The sequence below is a fragment of the Neptuniibacter pectenicola genome, assembly GCF_001597735.1.
Lineage (GTDB): Bacteria > Pseudomonadota > Gammaproteobacteria > Pseudomonadales > Balneatricaceae > Neptuniibacter > Neptuniibacter pectenicola.
Genome location: NZ_LUTS01000002.1, coordinates 296,463 through 315,225, shown reverse-complemented (window position 1 = coordinate 315,225; position 18,763 = coordinate 296,463). Strand labels below are relative to the sequence as shown.

Annotated in this window: 19 protein-coding genes; 13 read left to right on the top strand and 6 right to left on the bottom strand. The window is 44.8% G+C overall.

Going from position 1 to position 18,763, the window contains the following annotated elements; translation table 11 throughout:
- Nucleotides 1–27: 27 nt before the first annotated feature.
- The 6 genes from A3773_RS03995 to A3773_RS03970 all read right to left on the bottom strand — a co-directional run bounded on the left by A3773_RS03995 (nt 28) and on the right by A3773_RS03970 (nt 6,382).
- Nucleotides 28–1,095: a type II secretion system protein gene (locus tag A3773_RS03995; protein ID WP_067983323.1), complete on the bottom strand. Its 1,068-nt coding sequence runs from the start codon at nt 1,093–1,095 to the stop codon at nt 28–30.
- A gap of 112 nt (nt 1,096–1,207) precedes the next feature.
- Nucleotides 1,208–1,387 (bottom strand): hypothetical protein, encoded by a 180-nt coding sequence (locus A3773_RS03990; protein ID WP_067983322.1) that lies wholly within the window; start codon nt 1,385–1,387, stop codon nt 1,208–1,210.
- Between the two features lie 606 nt (nt 1,388–1,993).
- A complete protein-coding gene (locus tag A3773_RS03985) occupies nt 1,994–3,064 on the bottom strand; it encodes a TRAP transporter substrate-binding protein (protein WP_067983319.1) in 1,071 nt (356 codons plus the stop codon).
- A 233-nt stretch (nt 3,065–3,297) separates the two neighbouring features.
- Nucleotides 3,298–4,587, bottom strand: coding sequence for a TRAP transporter large permease (locus tag A3773_RS03980; RefSeq protein WP_067983317.1), 1,290 nt, complete (start codon nt 4,585–4,587; stop codon nt 3,298–3,300).
- Nucleotides 4,588–4,599: 12 nt separating this feature from the next.
- Complete coding sequence (locus A3773_RS03975; protein WP_067983315.1) at nt 4,600–5,136, bottom strand: TRAP transporter small permease subunit; 537 nt, start codon at nt 5,134–5,136, stop codon at nt 4,600–4,602.
- 169 nt (nt 5,137–5,305) lie between these two features.
- Nucleotides 5,306–6,382, bottom strand: coding sequence for a TRAP transporter substrate-binding protein (locus tag A3773_RS03970; protein ID WP_067983313.1), 1,077 nt, complete (start codon nt 6,380–6,382; stop codon nt 5,306–5,308).
- Nucleotides 6,383–6,708: 326 nt separating this feature from the next.
- Between A3773_RS03970 and A3773_RS03965 the strand changes: the two genes are divergently transcribed.
- The 13 genes from A3773_RS03965 (at nt 6,709) to A3773_RS03905 (ending at nt 18,683) form a co-directional block, all read left to right on the top strand.
- Complete coding sequence (locus A3773_RS03965; RefSeq protein WP_067983311.1) at nt 6,709–7,053, top strand: hypothetical protein; 345 nt, start codon at nt 6,709–6,711, stop codon at nt 7,051–7,053.
- A 58-nt stretch (nt 7,054–7,111) separates the two neighbouring features.
- Entirely contained in the window at nt 7,112–7,699 is a 588-nt protein-coding gene (locus A3773_RS03960; protein ID WP_067983309.1) for a CBS domain-containing protein, read from the top strand.
- Nucleotides 7,700–7,843: 144 nt separating this feature from the next.
- Nucleotides 7,844–9,523, top strand: a complete 1,680-nt coding sequence (locus A3773_RS03955; protein WP_067983307.1) for a phosphoethanolamine transferase — start codon at nt 7,844–7,846, stop codon at nt 9,521–9,523.
- Nucleotides 9,520–10,245 (top strand): phosphatase PAP2 family protein, encoded by a 726-nt coding sequence (locus A3773_RS03950; protein ID WP_067983305.1) that lies wholly within the window; start codon nt 9,520–9,522, stop codon nt 10,243–10,245. The genes A3773_RS03955 and A3773_RS03950 overlap by 4 nt, the downstream gene beginning before the upstream one ends.
- Before the next feature lie 13 nt (nt 10,246–10,258).
- Nucleotides 10,259–10,945, top strand: coding sequence for a response regulator transcription factor (locus tag A3773_RS03945; protein WP_067983304.1), 687 nt, complete (start codon nt 10,259–10,261; stop codon nt 10,943–10,945).
- The gene (locus A3773_RS03940; RefSeq protein WP_067983302.1) at nt 10,942–12,165 is read left to right on the top strand and encodes a sensor histidine kinase; all 1,224 of its coding nucleotides are present in this window, start codon (nt 10,942–10,944) and stop codon (nt 12,163–12,165) included. The genes A3773_RS03945 and A3773_RS03940 overlap by 4 nt, the downstream gene beginning before the upstream one ends.
- 132 nt (nt 12,166–12,297) lie before the next feature.
- Nucleotides 12,298–13,005 (top strand): thermostable hemolysin, encoded by a 708-nt coding sequence (locus A3773_RS03935; RefSeq protein ID WP_067983299.1) that lies wholly within the window; start codon nt 12,298–12,300, stop codon nt 13,003–13,005.
- Nucleotides 13,002–14,504, top strand: coding sequence for an AMP-binding protein (locus tag A3773_RS03930; protein WP_067983297.1), 1,503 nt, complete (start codon nt 13,002–13,004; stop codon nt 14,502–14,504). Before A3773_RS03935 ends, A3773_RS03930 begins: the two co-directional genes overlap by 4 nt.
- An 11-nt stretch (nt 14,505–14,515) precedes the next feature.
- Entirely contained in the window at nt 14,516–15,169 is a 654-nt protein-coding gene (locus tag A3773_RS03925; protein ID WP_067983294.1) for an iron-containing redox enzyme family protein, read from the top strand.
- Nucleotides 15,166–15,951 (top strand): SDR family oxidoreductase, encoded by a 786-nt coding sequence (locus tag A3773_RS03920; RefSeq protein ID WP_067983291.1) that lies wholly within the window; start codon nt 15,166–15,168, stop codon nt 15,949–15,951. Before A3773_RS03925 ends, A3773_RS03920 begins: the two co-directional genes overlap by 4 nt.
- Nucleotides 15,952–15,962: 11 nt before the next feature.
- A complete protein-coding gene (locus A3773_RS03915) occupies nt 15,963–16,586 on the top strand; it encodes a tetratricopeptide repeat protein (RefSeq protein ID WP_067983289.1) in 624 nt (207 codons plus the stop codon).
- Nucleotides 16,587–16,608: 22 nt separating this feature from the next.
- Complete coding sequence (locus A3773_RS03910) at nt 16,609–17,274, top strand: response regulator (RefSeq protein ID WP_067983287.1); 666 nt, start codon at nt 16,609–16,611, stop codon at nt 17,272–17,274.
- Entirely contained in the window at nt 17,271–18,683 is a 1,413-nt protein-coding gene (locus A3773_RS03905; RefSeq protein WP_067983285.1) for an ATP-binding protein, read from the top strand. Before A3773_RS03910 ends, A3773_RS03905 begins: the two co-directional genes overlap by 4 nt.
- Nucleotides 18,684–18,763 lie beyond the last annotated feature (80 nt).

Below are 18,763 nucleotides of genomic sequence, written 5' to 3'. Positions count from 1 at the left end.
TCCCCCCCCTGCCAACATCAGGAGTGATTACTCTTCTTCATTACCTTTTGCTTCGGCAATTTCGTCATCGTAAGCATCGCCGCCAGCATCCAGCACTGCTAGAATTTCAGCTGACTCATCTACAGTCCATTCGTCAGATGCATCACAATCAGTATCCCCAAACTCTGCTGTACCATCAGTACACTCTGCGACTTTAACTGCTATAGAGAAGTGCCCATACTTATCTGGACCAACATTACCGTCACTTGGTGCACGACCTATGATGTTATTAATCAGGCTAGAATCTGGACCGATACCAAAGACAGCAACGACGTCACCCTCATCACCACCAATCTCTGCAGGCTCATCAAAAAATGCGATAGGAGCAACTGCTCCAGAAGCTGCGTTATTAAAATCAACTAAAGCACCCGCTCCGTATTCCCATTCCGTTCCATCAATCAAAGGGTCACGAAAAATAAGATTGGGTTTAGTAATATCAACTAGCGCAACATCATCAACACCGGTTGCAATGGCACCAGCTGTAACAACGCCATCACAAACAGCCAGCGTCGCGTAACGCAGGCCGGTAAGGCCAGCATCAGCCATATTATCCCAGACAGGATCAGCCACATCGACACCAATAACTTCTAACTTATCTGCAATGTCACCGGTAAGACCACCGTTTACACGGGACACATTTGAGTTATCACCACTGTTACTAAGAAGAATTGCACCCGTCGCGGTTCCTGCACCCAGCGTTGCACTTAAGCCATCAGCATCCACTGCCATATTATCAATACAGATCAGTGACTCCAGCTCATCCGGTAGCAAACGTTTCTCGGTAGTTTTGAATACCTTCATACCACTCTCTAAAGTTGCCATGGTATGAACAGCAGTTGCTTGGGCAGCGCCTTCCTCTTTACCATCAAGAGAGGAGATAACTGCACCGGCGATAATGGCCAAGATTGCCACTACGACCAAAAGCTCAAGCAAGGTAAAACCGCCCTGCTTCGCTTGTAATTTTTCACCCTTACTACGCAAATCTGCGTCTTTAACGTGAGACAAGTCTGCTTTCTTAAATTTTGCGATCGTATTTTTTATTTTTTTAGTATTCATGAGTTTTCTCAACACATTTACCGCATCTGCCTCATACAGACTTTTGGATTTCTCGATTTAATTTTTAAAAGATGCAAACCCTCATTGCACTCTTATCTCATATCTCTTCTTTTTATACGTCGACAACAAAACGGTACTGCTTACCGCAATGCAAAATCACCTCTTTTTGCTGCCGTTTTAAAATTTTTGTTTCAATGCGTATCTCGCCAAAACCATCATGGCTTAGAACATCGTCGAATAGTTCAAGTAACTTTTGTTTAGCCGACTCAGCGGTTTTATTATCAGCTTGCACAATACAGCTCCAACCTTGCTTCGTAATTCTAGATGCCAACAGCAGCGAGTTTACAGATCTGACTTTTTGCCATGTCTAATATCCATAGTAAGTGACCGATAGCGTTTGAGAGTATTGTATTTAGGAAGAACCCCCGCAAACTTTGGGATGCTCCATCCTCCCAAGACATTCGGGAAATATTCCCAAGCCTTTATCTTTCTAAACAGTTAACATCCAGTTATGGCTAACAAAACTCACTAAATGGCATTACTTTCTGCCTAATGACACTATCGATGACCCCATTCATTTTGATCATATATTCATAAACTAATTGTGCGTTATAGGAAAAATTCCTTTTTTTAACAAAAGCGTCATCTTTTCGTTAGATTTCTTAATCGCTCTCTGTTTTAAACATACTGCTAGCGCAGGTAATCATGTGACCGATAACCTGTATCGATAAGGTTAAAAAAGCAGCACGGGGCATGACCCATCGCTATCGATAAAGACGTCAAAGAGGCAGCTGAAGCAAACGGGAAAAGAAAAAACTCGGAAGGGTAAAGAGCAAAGGTATGGAATACACCCCTGCCCTTTAACTGATCATGCGTAGGTCATTAGTGAATGGTTAACTTACTCTGACATGCTATTTAAATAGGCTTGATCTGCAATCTCGGTCCACGCCCGTGCTTTTGCCATATAGCTGGCTTGAGAGTGTTGAATACGCTTAGCTAAGGGGTCTTTCTCTGCATGAGCCGCTAACAACGCGCTATTCGCAGCTTGCATGGCATTAATCACATCCTTAGGAAACGACTTAACCTGAATAGCTGGGTATTCACGTTTCATGTTCGCCCAGTTAACGGCTGATTCATGCTGGAAGTGGATATACATATCATACGCGACAACTCGCATTGCGGTTGTTAGGATCTGCTGTAGATCGGCGGGCAGGCGAGCAAACGCTTTTTTATTCACCAAAAACTGCAACTCACTCGCCGGTTCATGCCAACCGGTATAATAAAATGGCGCGATCTTGTGAAAACCCATTTGGATATCAAGGGAAGGGCCTATCCACTCAACCGCGTCAATCGTACGCCGCTCTAAGGATGTATAGAGATCACCGGGCGCTATATTGACGGGTTTGGCCCCTAATTTAGCCCAGATCTCTCCAGCAAAACCAGGAATACGTATTTTTAACCCTTGGACATCGGCAAGCGAGTTAATCTCTTTTTGAAACCAGCCTCCCATCTGAACCCCCGTATTACCACCGGGAAAGGAGTAGAGCCCAAAGGGTTCATACACCTCGTTCATTAACGACTGACCATCACCATAATAAAACCAACCGTATTGCTCAGGCGCAGTCATACCAAACGGCATCGTCGTAAAATAAAGACTATTAGGCAACTTCCCTTTCCAATAATAGGAAGCGGAATGACCAATATCATATTGGCCGGCCCTTACCATATCAAACACGCCGAACGGGGCTTTATGCTTATTACTCGAATCAATTCTAATCTGAAGGCGGCCGTTTGACAGCGTCTTCGCCAGATATGCCAAACGCTTAGTGGTATCACCCAACAGTGGTGTATTTGCACCCCAAGTCTCAGCCAGCTTTAAATGATAGACTTTATCATCGGCCTGACTCGGCAGTGCCATCACAAAACAGCAGCACAGCGATACGCTGTAAATTATCCTTTTTATGCCCATCTAACTAAACTCTCCAAACATCATCCAACGATTAGAGCCTGCATAGTAATACGCAATACCCCTCCTCTCAAATGAAGTTACATTGAGTCCTAAACGAGAGACAAAAAAATGCCCCGGAAACCGAGGCGGCCCAATTAGCCCTGACGTGAGCATTGGGCAATGGGAATAAACAATAAGCGGGCGTTTATCAGCCCGCTACGTAAAGGGGCGCGACCCGCCCCATCACATGTTCTTTACGATAGGCCGTAAAAACTAGGGAATAACAGAATGGAAACAACCACCGCTACCTGCATGATGATAAACGGCATAACACCCCGATAGATATCCATTGTAGTCACTTGCGGTGGCGCAACCCCCTTAAGGTAAAAGAGGCTAAATCCAAAGGGCGGTGTTAAGAAACTCGTTTGCAGGTTCATGGCGATCAAAATCGCAAACCAAACCGGTGCGATACCAAAAGCATCTGCTACAGGTGCGAGAATCGGTACGATGATAAAGCTAATCTCTACAAAATCGATAAAGAAGCCTAGTACCAAAATAGCCAACATTGAAAGAATCAAGAAGCCTGTGGCACCACCCGGAAGATCCGACAGAACCTCTTCTACGATGTAGTCACCGCCGGTATATGTGAAGGCCATTGAGAATGCGGTAGCACCTAGCAATATGGCGAAAACCATCGCGGTCACTTTAACCGTTTCTTGCGCGGAGCTCAGTACCATTTTCCAACTAAACTGACGATAAAGTGCAGCAAGAATCATAGCGCCCACACCACCTAACGCCGATGATTCTGTTGGTGTAGCAATACCCGCAAAGATGGAACCTAATACGATCAAAATCAATGCTAGAGGAGGCACAATGGCAATTAACGCCTTGGTATACTGCTCTCGCTTGTTCTTCACGTCATCATCTAAAGGCAGTGCTGGTGCAGCTTCAGGTTTCATATAGCTATAGATCAAGATATAAACAACATAAATACCGATCAGCATTAAACCTGGGCCTACCGCGGCTTTAAACAGATCACCGACAGGAATGCCAAGTACATCCCCTAAGATAATAAGAATAATAGACGGAGGAATAATCTGGCCTAAGGTACCTGATGCACAAATAGTCCCGCAGGCTAACGACTTGTCGTATTTATACTTCAGCATAACCGGCAGTGAGATCAAGCCCATCGCCACCACTGAAGCACCCACAACCCCTGTAGACGCGGCTAAAAGCGCACCAACCAATACAGTTGAGATCGCTAAACCACCGCGCACTCCACCAAAAAGCTTACCCATCGACTCAAGCAACTGCTCAGCCAATTGGGTTTTCTGTAAAACAATCCCCATAAAAATAAATAAGGGAACCGCCATCAATACCGTATTTTCCATAATGCTCTGGATACGGAATGGCATAAAAGCGAACATTTCTGCACCTTCGGCGAAAACACCAAAGAGCAAAGCAACGCCACCAAAAGTAAAAGCAACTGGGAAGCCGACAAGCAGCATAAGCAGCGCCACGGCGAACATGACAATACCAATCATTACTAGGGCCTCTTAATGTTGTGGTGGTTGATAATCATCTGCTTGGCTATTGCCCAAGTAGACGTTTAAAGATTTAAGGAACAGACCCACACCGCTAATTAAAATAGCGAAGAAAGCGAAAGGAATAACAGACTTAATTAACCAGCGATAAGGTAAACCACCTGGATCGCCTGAGGTTTCACCGAGTTCAAATGCTTCACGCGCAAAATCAACACCATACCAGCCCACTAATGCGCAGAAAGGGAATAACAGTATTAAGCAACCTAGCATATCGATTATAGATTTAGTTTTTGCACTTAGGCCGTCATAAATAATATCAACACGTACATGCCCGCCTGTTTTTAGCGTATAGGGTACACCCAGAAGGAAAACAGCAGCATAAAGATGCCACTCCATCTCCTGCATCCCGATAGAAACGTCATTAAAAACGTAGCGCATAACAACATCGATAAAGACATTGAACAGCATTAACACAAATAGGACTGCAGAGATCTTACCCATCAGCTCTGAAAAGCTGTTGATCACCTGCTCCAGTCTCAATAGAAACATGCTAGCTCCAAGAAAAAATAGATAATGGCACCCTGAATAGGGACAACACTCAAAATACCAACGGTAGGTTCTTTAACTTTAGGTAATAAAGGGCAACTCATGGGTCACCCTGTGGAACAACGTAATAAAATAAGACCTGCCCCTTCAACAGGCCTTATTCATCATACGTTTAGTCAGACAAGCTATTTAGGTAAGCTTTATCAGAGATATTAGTCCACTCACGCGCTTTAGCCATGTATGTAGACTGAGAATCTAAGATTTTCTTAGCTAATGGATCAGTTGCAGCTTTCTCTGCAAGCAACTCATCGTTTGCTTTACGCATAGCTGTGATTACTTCAGGTGGGAACGTTTTAACCTGAATATTTGGGAACTCAGACTTCATGCTAGCCCAGTTAACTGCAGATTCATGATAAGACTGAATGTACATATCATACGCCGCAGTACGCATAGCCGTTTTCAGGATCTGCTGTAGATCAGCGGGTAGTTTTGCATAAGCCTTTTTGTTGATAAGGAACTGCAACTCAGTAGCAGGCTCATGCCAACCTGTGTAGTAGAATGGGGCTATTTTGTGGAAACCCATACGTAGATCAAGTGATGGACCTACCCACTCTAACGCATCAATGGTACGACGTTCCAGTGCAGTATATAGCTCACCTGGTGGAATGTTCGTAGGTTTAGCACCTAGCTTAGCCATAACTTCGCCAGCGAAACCAGGGATACGCATTTTCAGACCTTGTAGGTCATCTAATGAGTTAATCTCTTTCTGGAACCAACCGCCCATCTGGTTACCTGTGTTACCACCAGGGAAGGACATAAGGTTGTATTTGCCATACACCTCATCCATTAGTTCTTGGCCACCGCCATGATAGAACCAACCATACTGTTCAGGTGCAGTCATACCAAAAGGCATTGTGGTGAAGTAAAGGGTATTTGGCACTTTACCCTTCCAGTAATAAGACGCAGAGTGACCCATGTCGTACTGTCCAGAACGAACCATGTCAAAAACACCAAACGGTGCTTTATGTTTATTCTTAGAGTCGATCGTGATTTGTAGTCGGCCGTTAGACATTTTATTTGCCAACTCAGCCATATTCTTTGGCGCATCGCCAAATATTGGAAAATTCGTTGGCCAAGTTTCGGCAAGTTTCAACTTATAAACTTTATCAGCCGCCATTGCTGGCATGGCTAATACAGCTGTACAAGCTGCTGCAGTGATCAAGGTTTTTTTAAAAGTCATTTTGAACATTTTTATTATCGCCCTCTAGCTATATTACTGCTTTGGATAACCGTCAAAAAAGTTGGTCGCAATGGTTAAAAAGATCTCCTGCCCAAAACCACTACGACCACAAGTACAATCTGCTAAGAATCAATCGGCTAAGAATCGATGATTCAGCTTAGATAGTGTGGCACAGCACCGTAAACACGCCAATTGGGATTACTGCGCAAGTGTTTAGCTAAGATTACTTAGACTATTCTACGTATAAATACGTAGAAAATTAAAGAGATACCGTAGCGATGTGGGATTAAAAATTTTTTTAGCGTATTCCCACGAACTTAGTCTAGACTAGGAATATGCATAACACACACATAGAGTTAACAAACCAGCGCAAAAACAACCTAGCCATCGGGGCGCTGGGGTTGCTGTTTTTTCTATTTGTTGTTTTATTCCAGCTTGCCAGCGTTTCAGCCACCTCGCCACATGCCCAACCTATCCTATTATCAGAAAATAGCCTGCTACCCTCGTTTGTCGATGCAACGAATGGTAATGACGACATTGAACAGCCGGATATAATTTCGCCCTCAGTTTACCTCTCTCCTACGATTTTATCCTATAAGGCCCCCACAACACCTTGCGCGCATGGTGTGACTAAAAGGTGGTTTAAACCCCTTCAGCAAGCACCGCCGCACTACAGCTAGTACACATAAATTAGGCCTTATTATTTTTTTGTACTGCCACAATGGCGAGGTATTAATAATGAAGAATTATAACGAACTCAATACTGTTTTCTTAGAAGAATCGGCTCAAGTTATCCGCCCAGAACAACTCACTGAATACTCCTTAGAAACACCTGCGATCAATGTATTAACTGACTTTTTACACGTTCAACCACTCTTAATGGAGCTCGACGTCTCCGTCGACGATGCCCGTCATATGATGCGCAAAGTTCACGTGCGCTCCGTGTTAGTTATCGATTCAGATGAAAACTTTAAAGGACTTTTAACCTTAGCCGATCTTGAAAGCCGATCAGCACTCAGTGTAGCCACAACCGCAGGGATCAAGCGTCAGGACATCTCTATTCGAGATGTAATGACACCCCGTGCGCAACTAAAGGCGATTCCTTTATCCGAACTTCAATCTGCAAAAATCGGGAATTTATTACAGACACTCAAACATGAAGGCGCGCCCCATATTTTGATCGTCGATACCTCAAACCGCAGCATTCGAGGGGTTATATCCAGTAGTGATATTGCACGTCGATTAAACATTTCTGTTGATATCTCTAAACGCGCGAATAGCTTTAAAGAGGTGGTCGGCATTCTAGCCTCAGGGCAAGAGTACTAACCTGCCACTTAACAGTTAGAACCAAGCCTCCCACCTAGGAGGCTTTTTATTAAGCCTTAGCACGACCCTATCCGGACATTTCACGTTCATTTCACATCACTCACGATAGCCTTCAGGTTTTAATCAGCCATGTAGTGATCTCACATGAAGAAAAGCACAACGATTTCTCGGTTATGGGCCTCCCCACCACGTTTTAATAGAACCACACTCTCTTTGCTCACCGCCGTTGCACTTACTCTCTTTTACAACAGTGCGCTCTGGTCTCTGATCCTTAAAACCCCCTTCGATAACGCAGTAGATCTATACGTATTTTGCGGTGCATTTTTCCTATTTATTTTTTCAATCTTTAATATACTCATTACGTTAGTCAGCGTCCCTTATCTTCAAAAGCCGCTCATCATTCTGCTGATTTTATCAGCTGCAGGTTGTAACTTTTTTGCAAACCACTACGGCATTATGTTTGATCGAAATATGATGCAGAACTTGATGGAAACAGACAGCGCCGAAGTCGTCGAGCTGATCAATGCTAACTTCCTTATTAACCTATTGTTTTTTGGCGTGATACCGGGCGTTTTTATCGCCCTCATCAAGATAAAGCCGACAGACTTACGCACCGATGTGAAACAGAAACTGATTAATATTCTATTATCCAGCCTGTTATTAATCGCGGTCATTCTCTTAGCTTACAAAGATTTCTCTTCTGTTTTTCGCACCCACCGCGAAATCCGAAACTTAATTATTCCTACCAGCTACCTCTATTACGGCAGTCGATATTTATCTGGAGCCTATGATTTAAATAATCGCCCCTTTCAAACCATCGGATTAGATGCATCCTCTGGCCCACTGCTCAACAGTGCAACAAAAAAAGTGGTGACGGTGGTTGTAGTCGGTGAAACCGCCAGGGCGATGAACTTCTCCTTAAATCACTACGGGCGCGATACAAATCCTGAATTATCTAAAGAGAACATTATTAATTTCTCCCAAACCTATTCATGCGGTACTGACACTGCAGTATCGGTACCTTGTATGTTTTCTGACATACCGCGCAGCAACTTTGATAATGCGACCGCAAAATCCCGCGAGAATGTCTTGGATGTGCTGTCCCACGCGGGCGTCAATGTGCTTTGGCGAGACAATAATTCTGGCTGTAAAGGCGTGTGTGATCGTATCCACCAGCAATCACAAAAAGACTATAGGTTAGAGGCCAACTGTAACAAAGATGAATGCTTTGATGAGATGATGCTGAATAACCTGTCAGCCTACCTTGAAGGATCGACTGAAAATGCCATGGTTGTGCTTCACCAACACGGGAGTCACGGCCCCTCATATACGCAACGCTACCCTAAAGCTTATGAGCGTTTCACGCCGGTGTGCACAGGCAGTGACTTACAATCCTGCAGCCAACAGCAGGTGATTAATGCTTATGATAATACGATTCTGTATACCGACCACTTCCTCGCCAAAGTGATCGCATTTCTAAAACAATACGATGATCAATACATCACCGCAATGCTGTATGTTTCAGACCATGGAGAATCACTGGGCGAAAGTAATCTGTATTTACATGGGCTCCCCTACTTTATCGCACCCGAAGAGCAAACCCATGTACCGCTGATCTTATGGTTATCGGAAGCATACAAATCGCAATTCAAGATCAATAGTGAATGCCTCGCTAGGCAAGCAAGTAGCCAGCTGTCCCACGACAATATATTCCACTCAATTCTAGGCTTGATGAACATTCAAACAACACTAAGAAAGAACGACATGGATATTTTTGCCCAGTGTCGAAACACAGCTCAGATTGCAGGGATTAGCCGCTTATGAACCACCACTTTTGGCACAGGCACTTGAGCCTACCCCTGTTATGCAGCGCACTTTTATTTAGCGCCATTGAATATTGGCAATTAGATTTTCTGTTAGCTAACCGTATTTATGCGCTGGAAGGGGGGCAATGGCTGTATAAAGACCATTGGCTTTTTTCCACTGTTTTACATACCGACGCACGCAATGTGATGATCTCTCTATTATTCATTGTACTCATAGGCTTAGTCTCATCATTTTGTATACGCCAACTGTTACCATTAAGAACAGCACTCGCTTATCTCTTTTCGTCTGCTACCTTATCGGCTCTTCTGATCACAACGGCTAAACACTTTAGCCAAATGGATTGCCCTTGGGATTTAGTTAATTATGGTGGAACGCTCGCCTTTATCCCCTATTTCCACGCCCGCCCTGAATGGATGCCGAATGCCCAATGTTTTCCAGCGGGCCATGCATCCGCGGGCTATGCTTGGTTAGGGCTCTATTTCTTAGCTCTAAAGTACCGTCCTCAATGGAAGCACCTGATTTTAGTCGCTATTCTCTGCTTAGGTATTTTATTTGGCGCTGTACAGCAACTGCGCGGTGCACACTTTATCTCCCATGACTTAGTGACCCTTACTCTCTGCTGGCTGACTGCATTATTGCTTTACCCATTATTTTTCTCAGGTAAAGTAAAGGCGCTAGTGCACCCTTTCTTAACGCAAAAACCTCTTCAACATTCTTAGAATAGGCCGTTGTATGCATATATTGTTGACCGATGATGACCCCGATATTTTATCAACAATAGCGGATCATTTAGAGCTACATAATATGACGGTAGATTTTGCCTATAACGGACAACAGGCACTCTCCTTACTGGAAAACAATCATTACGATGTGATCGTACTTGATATTATGATGCCCAAACTTGATGGACTCCTCACCTGCGAGGCGCTTCGTAATCTGGGTAATACAACGCCAGTCCTGATGCTGACAGCACGAGATACACTGGACGATAAAATAACCGGATTTCAACATGGGGCTGATGATTACCTCGTAAAGCCGTTTGCCATGCGCGAGCTCATATGTCGCATCGAAGCACTCGGGCAACGCACCTCCCATAATAAAACACGAAAAATACACTGTGGTGAGCTAGAACTCGATCTTGGGCAAGGTCATGCCATCAGAGCAGGACAGACACTACGTCTCAACGCACTGCAATTCCGTTTACTCAAACTCCTGATGACCCAAGCGCCACAGATTGTCACCCGCGAGCAAATAGAAAAAACACTGTGGCAAGATAATCCGCCTGATAGCGATGCGCTTAGAAGTCATTTTTACCAACTCCGCAATATTGTCGATAAACCCTTTACTTATCCGATGTTAGAAACCATTCGCGGCGTCGGTTATCGCTTAACAGAGCACAAAACCGGAGATGCATCGTGAAGCTAAACTATACCCAACGCCTAATTGCCTCGGTTAGCCTATATACCTCACTATTATTTTGCATTTCACTCGGTGCCGCGTGGTTTACATTTGAAAAAATTGAGGAAAGCGAATACGAAGCCTCCGTACTACACGTTAATAGTTTGATTAAATCATTGATGGTCAACACCCCCGATCTCGAAAGCACCCACCCACAAAGCGGTATTGGTTTATATCTATCAAACGCAGCCCTTCCCGCAGAGTTCACAGAGTTCAAACAGCCAGGATTACACAGGTTAGCGAATGGGGATGAACTCATCATGGATTACCACCCCACCAGCCACCAACCCTATTACCTACTCTTAGCCCCCCCTCATCAATATGAGGCGGGTATAGATAGTGAGTTTTCTGATTTAATTGTGCTTCTTATGGGCCTGATTATGGCCACCGTTGTCTCAGGCGGGATGGCTTGGTTTTTAGCAAAACGACTGGCTGAACCCGTTATCCAACTGAAACAACAGATCAATCAGCTCGAAACCAAAAACCTGCGTCTTACGGTAATGGAGCGAGATGATGAGGTGGGGGAACTTAGCCGATCAATTTCAGCCTTAGTCACACGAATCGACCAATTCACCCAACGAGAACAAGAGTTCACACGCTTTGCCAGCCACGAACTCCGTAGCCCCGTCACAATATTAAAAGGTAATATCGAACTACTCAGTTCTACACTCTCGCCGACCCCGAGAACCGACCGCGCCTTACAACGTATGGACAAAGCGACAGATCGAATGTCTGCGTTAATTCAGACCTTTTTATGGTTAAGTCGAGAAGGAGGTGATGATGAACCAGAAGAGAATCTAATCGACTTAGCCCAGTTCAAGCTCATGGTCGACGAGTGCCTACAGCATATACCCTCAGACGAAGCGAAAAGAGTCGTCCTTTCTGGCGACACCATCGTTTGGCGTAGTAATCGTTTTCTGATCTCGATTATACTCGAGAACCTAATCAACAATGCCCTAAAATACAGCACCGGCGATATCCTTATTACCGCTAACGATAATCACTTTACCGTTTCAAACGCCCCCGTAAACATCACAAAAAGCTCATCAACAGGTCTTGGGTTATTAATTGTCCAACGGATCTGTGAGGCCAAAGGTTGGCAGTATCAACTGGATGCAAGCGATGACATATTCAACGTGATTATCAACTGTGTTAAGGAACCCACGGATACTCACCATTGAGGTGTATATACTCAGCTTATTATTGAGCCCGTGGCGCTCTTTTTATCGCCCGCCTATCCGATTTTTAACTTTTTAAGAAAGCCTTAAGAAAGCAACGCTAACGTATATACCATCAACTATTGGAGATGGCATATGCCTGTTGCAATGCTCAGACACCGCGAGCAGTTTTATCCAAAATCAGACCTTCTTCTTGTTTCCAGTAAGGCAAACAAAGAAAAGGTCAAACAGTTTGCGGAAGCACGTTTTAAAGCGGCCTACAATGCGGATGTGAATGACTTTCTGCCTAATATGTTAGCGCTGCTGGACAATCAGTTAGCCATTCAGGCATCCGTTGGTTATCAATCGGCAGCAACAAACCGTCTCTATCTTGAGCACTATTTAGACCAACCCATCGAAGACGCCATAGCTAAACAGCTTAATATTAAAACGCCTCAACGTAGTGAAATACTGGAAGTAGGTAACCTCGCATCGCTCTCCCCCGGAGCGACACGACGGTTAATCCTTAACTTAGCCTGCCACTTTCAAAAGCAGGGTTATAAATGGTTAGTCATCACCGCCACATCCCACGTAAAAAATAGCTTTGATAAACTTAATGTGGGCTTAGACCTGCACCGAGTATGCAAGGCAGAGGCAAGCGCAGTCGCAGATACGTCTTCCAACTGGGGCAGTTATTACGCACATAACCCTGAGGTGTATATCGGTGATATGGATGCGGGTATTAACGTACTCAAAAGCAACCCCGTTATCGGCAAACTTCTCACCCGTTTAAAAAACCCTGTTAGTGACAGTACTGTCTCCATCACAACTGGCTCAACGATCAACGAAGGGACTGTCGCATGAGCCAACTTTTAAAAAAGATACACGCCTACGCACTATCACAACCCACGAAAATCGCCCTAAGTAGCCGTGTAGCCACGCTTAATTATGCACAGCTATATGGTCAAGTTGAGTCATTGACCGTACAGTTAAAACAGACCCGCTGCGCTAGGTTAGGCATCTGGGCGGATAACGCACCTAATTGGGTGGTTACTCAGCTAGCGGCGATGTCTGCGGGTATTAATGTGATCCCTATACCCACATTTTTTAGCTCAGCTCAGGTACACCACCTGATCAACCACGCGGATATTGAACTTATTATTTTAGATGAGCGATTAACATCAGCTGATCCACATCTTGATTTTAAACACTATGCCAGCACCCCGCTCACACTCCCTTCAGGCCTGTCCGCTTATCAAAAATCGAATCTTGAAAGCACCGCCAACACAGCGGATGCAAAGACCGCATTAGTAACCTTCACATCAGGCAGTACAGGCACCCCCAAAGGCGTTTGCATAGGGGCTGACCTAGTGGACCAGATGTGCCGGTCTTTATATTCACTCACCCATGAGATCGGTGTAAAAAAACACCTCTGTCTGCTGCCCCTCGCTGTGATGCTTGAAAATGTAGCCGGTGTATTCTTACCACTGTATGCGGGTGAAACCGTGGTGATTGATGGCTCAGACATCACAGGGCTTAAGGGCTCATCTCAACCGGATATTCAGCAACTAGGTCTGTACCTTAGCACTGAGCAACCCCATAGTTTAATCGTAACGCCTGAGCTACTAAAACTTTTGCTCCTACTAAAACTGCAAGGCCAAGCGCTCGATCATTTAAAGCTGATCGCTGTTGGCGGCGGAAAAGTACCCACACAATTGCTCCAACAAGCACACGCGTTGAACCTGCCGGTTTATGAGGGTTATGGTTTAAGTGAATGCGGCTCTGTGGTTGCACTCAACACACCTAACGCGACCAAACTAGGCAGCGCGGGTAAAACCCTACCCCACTGTGAGATCAAGATCTCGGACAGCGATGAGATCTTGGTCTACGGCCCACATATGCAAGGGTACTTACATGAGCCTTTATTAGCATCTGATCACATTTCAACGGGAGACCTAGGTTATATCGATGAAGAGGGCTTTTTATTCATTACCGGTCGTATCAAAAACGTTCAAATCAACAGCTTTGGCCGGAACTTCAGCCCTGAATGGATCGAATCAGAGATCAACGGCTTACCCGGTGTAATCCGGTCCGCTATTTTCGGTGATGGAAAACCCTATATTACGGCCCTCATTCAAACAATACCCGGCATCACTGCCACTCAGCTTGAACAACAAATTAGCCAATTAAACCAATCACTCCCCGATTATGCTCAGATTAAAGCAACACTGCCCATGTCCGCTGAAACCCTCATCAGTAACGGATTATTAACCGCAAATGGGCGCATAAAACGAGACGCAATTGAACACTATTACACACAGCAGATTGAAAACGGCTACAGCAGCGTTACCGTCAACTTGTAGGATTAAATAACATGGCATTTTTTAACACTTTATCGCAAGAAACAATGGCCGCGCAGCAAGCCTTTCTTAGCCGCCCGATCATTCAACAAACACTATCAGGTGATATCTCCCTTGCACGCTATCAAGCATTTTTAACCGAAGCCTATCATCACGTTAAACATACAGTGCCTTTATTAATGGCCTGTGGCTCCCGTTTACCTGAGACGTTTAACTGGCTACAAAAAGCAATCGCAGAATATATTGAAGAAGAGATTGGCCATGAACAGTGGATTCTTAACGATATAGAGCACACCGGTTTAGATCCGCTAAGTGTAAAAACAGGCACCCCTGCACTGCCTACCGAAGTAATGGTCGCTTACGCTTATAACCAAATAGACCGGGTAAATCCACTCGCTTTTTTCGGCATGGTTCATGTATTGGAAGGCACCAGTATCGCGCTGGCCACTCACACATCTGAATTAGCCCAGAGCCGATTAGGCTTACCTGATGGCGCGTTCAGCTACCTTCGATCCCATGGCTCATTAGATCTAGCGCATGTGAAGTTTTTTGAAGACCTTATGAATAAAATTGAGTGCCCTGCTGCACAGCAGACGATCATTCATGCAGCACAAGCGTTCTATCACCTCTACGGCGAAGTGCTCTCATCAGTGGAAGGTGCGGAATGACTCTACCCGATAAGGCGACACTGATTATTGGCGCATCCGGTGGTATAGGCCAAGCGCTGGCTCAACAACTGGCAGAACAAGGCGAAAGCCTTGTTCTATGTGGGCGGAATCAAACTGCGTTAGCGCACCTAAAAGCAAACCTAGCGGCTCAAGAAAAGCACACTATATTGGTAGCTGATTTAACCAGTGTAGCGGGCCGTGAAGCGATTGTGCTGGCGGTTAGCAACACACCGATTGACACCATCATTAATTTAGCCGGTACCAATCAGCTAAGCGCATTTAAAAGACAAACACATGAATCCATTGAAACCACGATTCACACCAATCTAACCGCAATAATGCTGCTGATTCATGACCTCATCCCCCTATTAGAAACACGCAGCAGTAGCACCCTCGTTAATGTTGGCTCAACACTCGGCGCCATAGGCCTTCCCGGTTATGTGACCTATTGCACATCAAAATTCGCCCTACGTGGCTTCAGTGAAGCCTTATCCCGCGAATTAGCTGACACCGCCATCAATGTAAAATACTTTGCCCCTCGCACCACCGAGACTTCTATTAATTCAGCGCGCGCAAACGCAATGAACATGGAGCTCGGCAATAAGGCTGATAGCACGCAATACGTTGCGAACGAACTTATACGTTTTTTAGCCACTGAAAAAGAGAGCTGCCATTTAGGCTGGCCAGAAAAGCTGTTTGTAAAAATTAACAGCGTACTTCCGTCCGTTGTAAGTAAACACTTAAAAACACAACTTCCCATTGTCCGTAAATATATTGGCTGAGAGGCCCAACTATGAAAAAACTATTGATCACTACAGCACTTACACTCTTTAGTATGTGCATACTGGCTGCACCAGTTGATGATGCGCGTATCGCGCTACAAACCGAGTGGGCACAGATTAAGTACGAAACAGACAAAGACCAGCAGGAAGCGATGTTTAAAGCACTGGCAGAGCGCTCTGAAACAACATTGGCTGCGTTCCCTAACTCCGCTGAGATTATGATCTGGCGGGCAATTATTCTCAGTACCTATGCCGGAGAAAAAGGCGGCTTAGGCGCGTTAGGCTTAGTTAAAGACGCTAAAAAGCTGCTTGAAACATCAATTGAAATTGATCCAACCGCTCTACAAGGTTCGGCATACACCAGTTTAGGCAGCCTTTATTATCAAGTACCCGGCTGGCCTATTGGGTTTGGTAGTGACAAAAAAGCAAAAGCATTTTTAGAAAAATCACTTGAAATAAACCCCGATGGTATTGATAGTAACTTCTTTAATGCTGATTTCCTGATTGAGCAAAACAAAAAGGCTGAAGCGAAAGCGTTATTAGAACACGCGCTAGAAGCAGCACCCAGACCTGGCCGTGAAAGTGCCGATAAAGGCCGTCGCCTAGAGATTCAGGCGCTGTTAGAAAAGCTTTAACCTGAGGGTTATTAACCAAACAATGAAGACATTACTGGTAGAAGATGATCCCTTGCTGGGTCAGGGCATTGCGGACGCGTTAACCTATCAATCACATCTTGTGGAGTGGGTAAAAACAGGTCTGCACGCGCTTAGCTTTGCTCACGCGAGTCAATTTGATGTCATCATACTGGATCTAGGCCTCCCCGATATGGATGGTCTAGATGTACTACAGCAACTGCGCAACGACAACGTCTTAACCCCTGTCCTTATTTTAACCGCACGTAGCACCTCAGGCGAAAAGGTAACAGGGCTTGATCGTGGCGCAGATGACTACATGGTTAAGCCGTTCGACGTTCCCGAACTCATGGCGCGTTTAAGGGCCTTACAACGCAGGGAGTCACAACAGAAAAGCCCGATCATCACCCATGGTAATCTTGAAATTGATCCAGCCAACCTCTCCCTTTCAAAAAATGGCGAGCCCATCTCTCTCTCTCGTCATGAGTATGATTTACTACTACATATGATTAACCGCCCAACCCAAGTGTTTAGTCGCGAAGCGCTCGTGGATAAGCTGTATAACTGGGACAACGACGTAAGCAGCAATACAGTCGAGGTTTATGTACACCACCTCCGGAAAAAACTAGGTAAGCATATTATTAAAACGATCCGTGGCATTGGCTATCAACTTGGGAGCACCTCAGAGTGAACTCCATACGCGCCTATCTAACCATAACCTTAGTCATTGGCATTGGCCTAGCCATCGCCGCCTCAATCGCCATGAGCTACCAACGTATTACCCATGAAACCGAGGAGTTATACGACGCGGAACTGGCTCAAATAAGCCGCGTTTTAGAAGCCGTATTAAGTATCGAGTTCGAATTTACCGGCGTACATATTTCAGAAACAACCCACGAGAAACAAAAACTGGTCATTTCACCCGAGATTATTGCTGAGGGTGAATACAACAAAGATGGCCATAAATATGAAAAGAAATTAGCCTTTCAAGTATGGAGCCGTAAAGGGGTTCCCCTGCTAGGTAGTAGCAATAATGATGTTTCATTAAGCTTTTCCAATGAACCCGGTTATAGCTATGAAACCATTGATGATAAAGCGTGGCGTACCTTTGTTAGATACAGCGACACCTTATCTATTTGGATTAAAGTGTCACAATCAGTTGAGATACGTGAGGACGTAACCCATAAAATCGCCTCCGTTAACGCATCGATTTTGCTCATCTTATTACCGGTGATTTTTATCTTAATCACACTCATCGTGCGTAAAGGGCTGGCCCCGCTCAATGAGATCAACCGTCAGATATCCCTCCGCGGGAATAATAACCTAACCCCTTTAAACTTCACGTCAGTGCCGAATGAGCTGCAACAAATCGTTGGATCAATTAACCACCTTATGTCTTCGCTAGGGGCCGCGATAGAGAGACAACGACGCTTCACCGGCAACGCCGCACACGAATTAAGAACCCCCTTAGCGGCAATAAAAGTCCACGCTCAAAATATGCACCCTGACAATGAGCGCCTGAAAAACATTCAAGACCACATTGTCTCTGGTATCGATAAATTAACACACCTGTTTAACCAGCTCATTACCTTAAGCCAAGCGGAGTGTTCACAAGTCTATGATAAAAAAGAAGCCGTTAATATGAACGATCTGGTCTGTGAAATAACCACTGAGCTAAGCGCTACCATCCACAGAAAACAGATTACCCTCAGTACACACATAGATAAAAACATTAAGATTCAGGCTAATCGAGAAAAGCTCTCTATCTTGCTAAGAAACCTCATCGACAATGCAGTCAAATATGTACCAGATCAAGGTAAAGTGACCATCAACGCCGAACTATCTGATACCCGCGTTAACCTTAGCGTTTCAGATAATGGCATTGGATTAAACCAAGAACAAAAAGCACATGTTTTTGAACGCTTTTATAGGGCAAGCAGCCAAGATATGGACGGTTGTGGTATAGGTTTATCGATAGTAAAAGAGATATGCGACAGTAGCGGATACAGCATCGCCCTATCTGACACAGAACGGTATCAAACAGGCTTAACCGTGACCGTCGGGATGCCTAATGAGCCCATGGCGACGGATAACCCCTGAGCCAATTGTTTAAATACGTCGTTTATTAAGCGTATATACCCGACTATACTTTAAACGGGTAAAAGCATAATGTAAGCGAA